Here is a 6000-nt window from a genome sequence, read left to right as displayed (position 1 = left end):
TCGCTCAGCGGGGTCTCGGCGTCGACGCTGTAGGTACCGTTCTCGACGGTGGTGGTGACGGTCTGCTCGTTGCCATCACTGTCAGTGATGACCAGCGTGACAGTGCTGCCGTCTTCGGCATCGGTGGTACCGACGATGGTCGGCGTGGTGTCGGAGGTCAGTGCCGGGGCATCGACGGTCAGCGCCGGCGCGCTTGCGTCGACCTCGCCTACATCATTGCTGGTCGCGGTGTTGCCGGCTGGGTCGGTGACCGAAGCCTCGACGCTGTACTCGCCTTCGCTCAGCGGTGTTTCGGCATCGACGCTATAGGTGGCATTTTCCACCGTTGCAGTGACGGTCTGCTCGTTGCCATCGCTGTCGGTGATGACCAGCGTGATGGTGCTGCCGTCTTCGGCATCGGTGGTGCCAACGATGGTCGGCGTGGTGTCGGAGGTCAGTGCCGGGGCATCGACCGACAAGGACAGCACGATCTCTGTCGGCAGTGTCGGATCAAGATCCAGCCCCAGGCCATCTTCGTCCTCATCATTGAATTCCGGGTCGGTAAAGCCGCCCTCATATTCATAGGAGGTCCGTTCGACACGCCCTTCGCGCCCCACCCCAGAGGCATCCAGGAAACCACTACGACTGCTGCCCGGCGCACCGCCATTCTCACCGGCTGCGGGAGCTTCCTGAATCGCGGTCGGGTCTTCGCCACGAGCGATCGCTTCGCGCAACGCTTCCACTGCCGGGTCAACAGGCGCTTCCCCACGCGACTCGGCCAGCAACACTTCAACGCCGATCGGCGCCCCCTGCGGCACCACAAGCTGGGTGCCGTCTTCCAGCACCACGATCGCGCCCTGCGGTGCGACCAGAGTGGCTGTCGGTTCAAGCGTCATTCCATTGACGACACGCTGCGCCTCGTTGGTGGAGGAAACAACAAGTACTGTGCCTTCTGTGCGGATGACTTGGACCATGGGGACATACTCCTGCTGGGGAAAGGTGCTGCATCATGCTGCGAAGGGGGCAATGGCATGATCGACAAGAACGGATAGTTACATTTTGATACACAACATCACTTACTGCAACCTAGCAATTTTCAGTAGTGTCGTCGCGCCATGAGGATGAAATGTCTAATTTCTAAAAACCTCTATTAATCAATAACTCACACTCACAAACTTCGTCATTTCGGTTTAACGAATCTTGCGAGACTGCACAGACCACTGGCGCCGGATATTACGCAAGGGTCGTGATTGATCATGAGAGCCCGCTAATACCGTAGCATCGTTGTATAGCCATTGTTCAATCAAATCTGCCAAATGTAACAATACTCTTACATTCTGCGGCTGCTGTTGGGCAATACGGCGCAAGTGACTGCCGGGAGCCTCGCCAACGTACGGGCCATGGCCCGTACGCTCCAGCCGCTTCACCAATCTGCGGTAGGCTCGCACACCTGCGTGCGCTGACACCTCACGGCCAGACCACAACACCAGTGCCACGCCTGCCAGCACCACACTGGCCAGCAACCCGAGCACACCCCAGACAAGCCACTCCCAGCGGAAGTCACCAAACAGTCGCTTCCAGAGATTTCGCTGCTCGTCGAGACGGAACCCCACCACGCTGCGTTGCCAGCGGTATTCGAAACGCTCCCACTGCCGTCTCAGATCACTGAGCAATGAATTATTCAGCGTGAAGGCGCGCAAGCCAGCATCGGCCATGAAGCCCGGCTGCCCCTGCAGGCTCAGCGCCCCCTGCGAGATTCGCTCGGGAGCCACCGCCGCGGTGGGATCAAATCGATGCCAGCGGCCGGCATAGAACACCTCGACCCAGGCGTGAGCGTCATACTGACGGATACTCAATTCCTGCGGCCCACCGATGCCATCGCCTTGTGCCTCGCCACCCAGATAACCCGCGACCATACGCGCCGGCAGTCCGGCAGCGCGCGCAAGAAAAACGCTGGTAGAGGCGTAATGGGTGCAATAGCCCCGCAAGCTGTCGAACAGGAAATCATCGACACGGCTGAGCCCCTCGAGGCGCGGTGGCGTCAGGGTGTAGTGGAAAGGCTGGCGATTGAAATACTGGAAAAGGCGCTGCAGGAAGACCTGAGGATCTCCCCCCGACTCCCGCATCAGATCGCGAGCGAACTCACGGGCACGCGGGTTGCCATCATCGGGCAACAGCTGATCAAGGCGCTGCATCCATTGCGGAGCCGTTGTCGGTGGCGCGCCGGAGGAAGACATCTCCAACAGCTCGCGGGTATTGAGTGACGCCAGCCCCTCAAGGGTGCCGTCAATCAGGTAGCGGGCCTCACGGCTGGTCGTCAGTGGCGCGCCGAGACTCGGCCGCCAGGGGCGCGGGTCCGGCTCCAGCAGCAGCTCATAGCGGTGACGGGCGACTTCCCCCTCCATGCGCGTTCCGCGCTGAACGTAGCGCTCGGCCGGCCCGCCCAGTGCCTCCTGAAGACGCTCCGGCGTGGCGCGCGACCAGCGCACGCCATCAAACAGACTCAGGGTATACACACGCCAGTAGCGCTGGGAGGCCGCAGGCAGTCCGTTGTCGAAACGTGCCCGAAACGCCAGGGCATCACTGCGACCCAGGGCGGCGATATCGCCGGGAGAGACACTGTCGGTAAGCCCCGTGGTGGCCTCGTTGAGCTGCGGCACGTTCCACAGCGGCGGCAAGCGGGGAAAGAGCACGAACAAGCCCAGCATCAGCGGCAGGGACAGCCCCATCAGCCAGGCCGTCTCCCGCATGGCCTCGCGACGCTCGCGTGCGCCGGCGATCAACACCAGCCCACCGACCAGCCACGCCGCAGCCATGACGGAAGCCGCCGCCATCAAGGGCCCCTGGTCATGCAGGAAGGCCGCCGCCAGCACCACGAAACCCAGCCCGCAGACCACGCGACCATCGCGCAGGCTGTCCGTCTCCAGCAGCTTGAGCAGATAGATGCCGACCAGCAGGCCGATCATCGCCTCCAGGCGCAGCATCTGGCCGTATTCGAGAAACAGGCCCGCCGCGACCATTGCCACCGCCGCCAGTCGCAACAGGATGCCAGCGCGCGGAACTCGCGCCCGGAGTTGCTGAAAGCGCCACAACGCCGCCAGCAAGGCCGGCAGGGCAAGCCATACCGGCATCCACAGCACATGCAGCGCCAGCACCAGACACTGGCCGATGAACAGGTGGCGCAGCTCAAGCCATCCCAATGCCTGGTCAGGCGTCAGCGGTTTGCGCTGCCACCAGCGTCGTCTGGCGCTGGAGGAGGGAGAAGATGCGCCACGGGAGAGCTCGTCCCTTGTGGAGCGACCCAGGGAGGCACGTCCCGGGGAAGCGTTGGCTGTCGACAGGCTCATGCGCTGCCCTCCTGACTCAAGGGACGACTCGCGCCGGCTCGCTCGGCGGCCTCACTGGCCGCCAGCTGGGCGGACCACGGCAACCTCTGCTCGCCGCCGAACAGCGTCAACGCCTCAAGCACTCGACGACGATGCGCCCCGCCACTGGCGATGGCCAATGTCTGGCCCGGCAGTCGCAGACCATAGGTCGCCTGGGCGCCTTCCGCCGCCAGCACGCGTGCCGTGAGCTCCGAGAGCCGCTGCTCCATATCGCCACGACAGGCCTCGTAATCCAGCCACAGCGAGGGACGCGCAGGTGTCTCGAAGCGCTTGGTGACCAACTCTCCGCTACGCCCCCAGTGCTTCCAGGCGATATGCGCTGGCGCGTCGCCCGGCACATAGCGGCGCAGCCCGGCGAAATCGCCCTGCTCTATCTGCTCGAGCGTGCGCCGACTGCCCTGCGGGGTGGAGGGAAGCTCTGGCCGTGGATAGACGAGGACCGGCGTATCGATCGCGACCCAGGCCCACAGGCGTACCAGTCCCAGTGGCCAGCGCGACTCCAGCGTCAGCGTCGGCAATGAGAACTGGCCACGCTGAAAGGCCGCCAGCTCCAGCGGCGCACTGCCTTCGCCGTCATGGATCTCGAGTCGCTGACGCGCCTCTCCCAGTCGCACATCGATGGCATGCGAGCGAGCCCGACCGGTGAGGCGCACCATGACGCGCAACGTATTGCCCGCAAACGCCTCGCCATCGGCGATCAGCTGCACTCGCACGCCCGCCAGATTGCGCCAGCTGCGAAAGATGCTGACCACTGCCACGGCGAACAGCCAGAAGGACAGGCCATGCGCCAGCGAGTTCTCGTAATTGATCCCCAACAGCAGCAGCAGGATCACCAGCACCGCCCAGAACAGCCCGAAGGGCGTCGGCAAGATCATCAAGCGCGCGTGATGAAGCGCCTCGCCTCCGCCAATCGACATCTTGCGCAGCATGCGGGCTTTCACGCGCGTCCATGCGCCGGGCTTCGCCACCGGGGTCATGCAGGCACCACCGCCACCTGCCCGAGCAGATGGCGCGCCACGGCTTCACCTTCGGCAACACTGCCTTCGCTGAGGCGGTGCCCCACGACGGGCGCCCAGACCGCTTGCACATCCTCCGGCAGCACATAGTCACGTCCTGCCAGCAGTGCCCAGCCACGCGCAGCACTGGCCAACGCCAGCACCCCGCGCGTCGAGAGACCATAGGCCACTTCCGGTGAGCTGCGCGTCGCCGCCACCAGCGCCTGCAGATAATCCAGCAGCGGATCAGACAGGCGCACACGGTCCACGGCGGCCTGCCACTCCTTGAGCACCGAGACAGGCAACAAGGGTCGCAGCGCCTCGATATGCTGACGCCCGGCATTGCCCTTGAGAATCTCGCGCTCGGCTGCGGGTTCCGGGTAGCCCAATGACAGCCGCATCAGGAAGCGGTCCAGCTGGGATTCCGGCAGCGGGAAGGTGCCGGATTGCTGAAGCGGATTCTGGGTCGCGATCACGAAGAACGGTTCTGGCAGGCGACGGGTCTCGCCCTCCACCGTGACCTGACGCTCTTCCATCGCCTCCAGCAACGCGCTTTGCGTCTTGGGCGTGGCACGGTTGATCTCGTCCGCCAGCACCAGCGAGTGGAACACCGGGCCGGGGTGAAAGCGGAAGTTGCCCTCACGCGGGTCGAATACCGACACGCCGAGAATGTCAGCCGGCAATAGATCGCTGGTGAACTGCACCCGCTGCATGTCCGCTCCGATCAGACGCGCCAGCCCCTGGGCGAGCGTCGTCTTGCCCAGCCCCGGCAAGTCCTCGATCAGGACATGACCACGGCACAGCAGACAACAGAGCGCCAGACGGATCTGGCGCGGCTTGCCCGCCAGCACGGTCGACAATGCGGCTTCCACCTCTTCCAGCTGCTGTGGCGATACCTTGGCATTCATGCAAAGACTCCAGAACAAAGTGGGGAGGAGGAGATGCGGCCATCACGATGGGCAGCACACGCCAGATGACGCAGGGCCAGCGGCGTTGCTACGCAGGCTCGACAAGGAAAAGCGAAGATCATCGGCTCAGGCTCTCACTCAGAAAGCCTTCACGAATCAGGCGCTCAAGGGCCATACGGCTATCAGGCGTTGAAGGATGCAACGCAAGCGCATCGGCAGGCGTGACCCAGAAGGCATCTGCCACTTCTTCAGCCTGCAGCGCCAGCGGGCCATCGTAATGCACCAGATATGCACTGCCGAAGACATGGTTGGTCGCGTCGGTGTAGCAGAAATCGAAACAATGCTTGAGCGGCGCACCGCGCACGCCAATCTCTTCCTCCAGCTCGCGACGGGCAGCCACCTGCACGGCCTCACCGGCCCCGACAACCCCCCCACTGGCGAGATCGAAATAGCCGGGGAACACCTCCTTGCTCAGGGTACGCTTCTGGATGCACAGCTCACCGCGGGCATTGAGCACGAAGGCATAGGTGGCACGGTGCCAATAGCGGTAGCGTCGCATCAAGCGACGTGGAGCCGTGCCACAAGGGCGATTCTGCGCATCGACCAGCTGAATGATTTCGTCCTGGATCACCGTTCCCTGTTCCTTGCCTGTCCTTGAATCACTTCGATAGCCATCCGCGACGACCAACACCGCCGGATGGCATCGACCAATGCGTCCCACGGTAGCAGAAT

At 63.6% G+C, this 6000-nt stretch carries 5 protein-coding genes; all 5 read right to left on the bottom strand.

Annotated features, from left to right (window positions below; genetic code table 11):
* Positions 1–953: retention module-containing protein (locus QD356_RS16370; RefSeq protein WP_279878357.1), on the bottom strand; the 953-nt coding region annotated here is incomplete at its 3' end.
* Positions 954–1169: 216 nt separating this feature from the next.
* Positions 1170–3326 carry a DUF3488 and transglutaminase-like domain-containing protein gene (locus QD356_RS16365; protein WP_192839419.1) on the bottom strand — a complete coding sequence of 719 codons (2157 nt, stop codon included), beginning with the start codon at positions 3324–3326 and terminating at the stop codon, positions 1170–1172.
* A complete protein-coding gene (locus QD356_RS16360; protein ID WP_192839418.1) occupies positions 3323–4294 on the bottom strand; it encodes a DUF58 domain-containing protein in 972 nt (323 codons plus the stop codon). Before QD356_RS16360 ends, QD356_RS16365 begins: the two co-directional genes overlap by 4 nt.
* 44 nt (positions 4295–4338) lie before the next feature.
* Positions 4339–5268: a MoxR family ATPase gene (locus tag QD356_RS16355; RefSeq protein WP_054556876.1), complete on the bottom strand. Its 930-nt coding sequence runs from the start codon at positions 5266–5268 to the stop codon at positions 4339–4341.
* 118 nt (positions 5269–5386) lie between these two features.
* On the bottom strand, positions 5387–5899 hold the full coding sequence (locus tag QD356_RS16350) for an NUDIX domain-containing protein (protein WP_279878352.1): 513 nt from the start codon (positions 5897–5899) through the stop codon (positions 5387–5389).
* Positions 5900–6000 lie beyond the last annotated feature (101 nt).

This window comes from Cobetia sp. 2AS, assembly GCF_029846355.1.
GTDB classification, from domain to species: Bacteria; Pseudomonadota; Gammaproteobacteria; order Pseudomonadales; family Halomonadaceae; genus Cobetia; species Cobetia amphilecti.
This window is presented reverse-complemented; position numbering and strand designations above follow the sequence as displayed.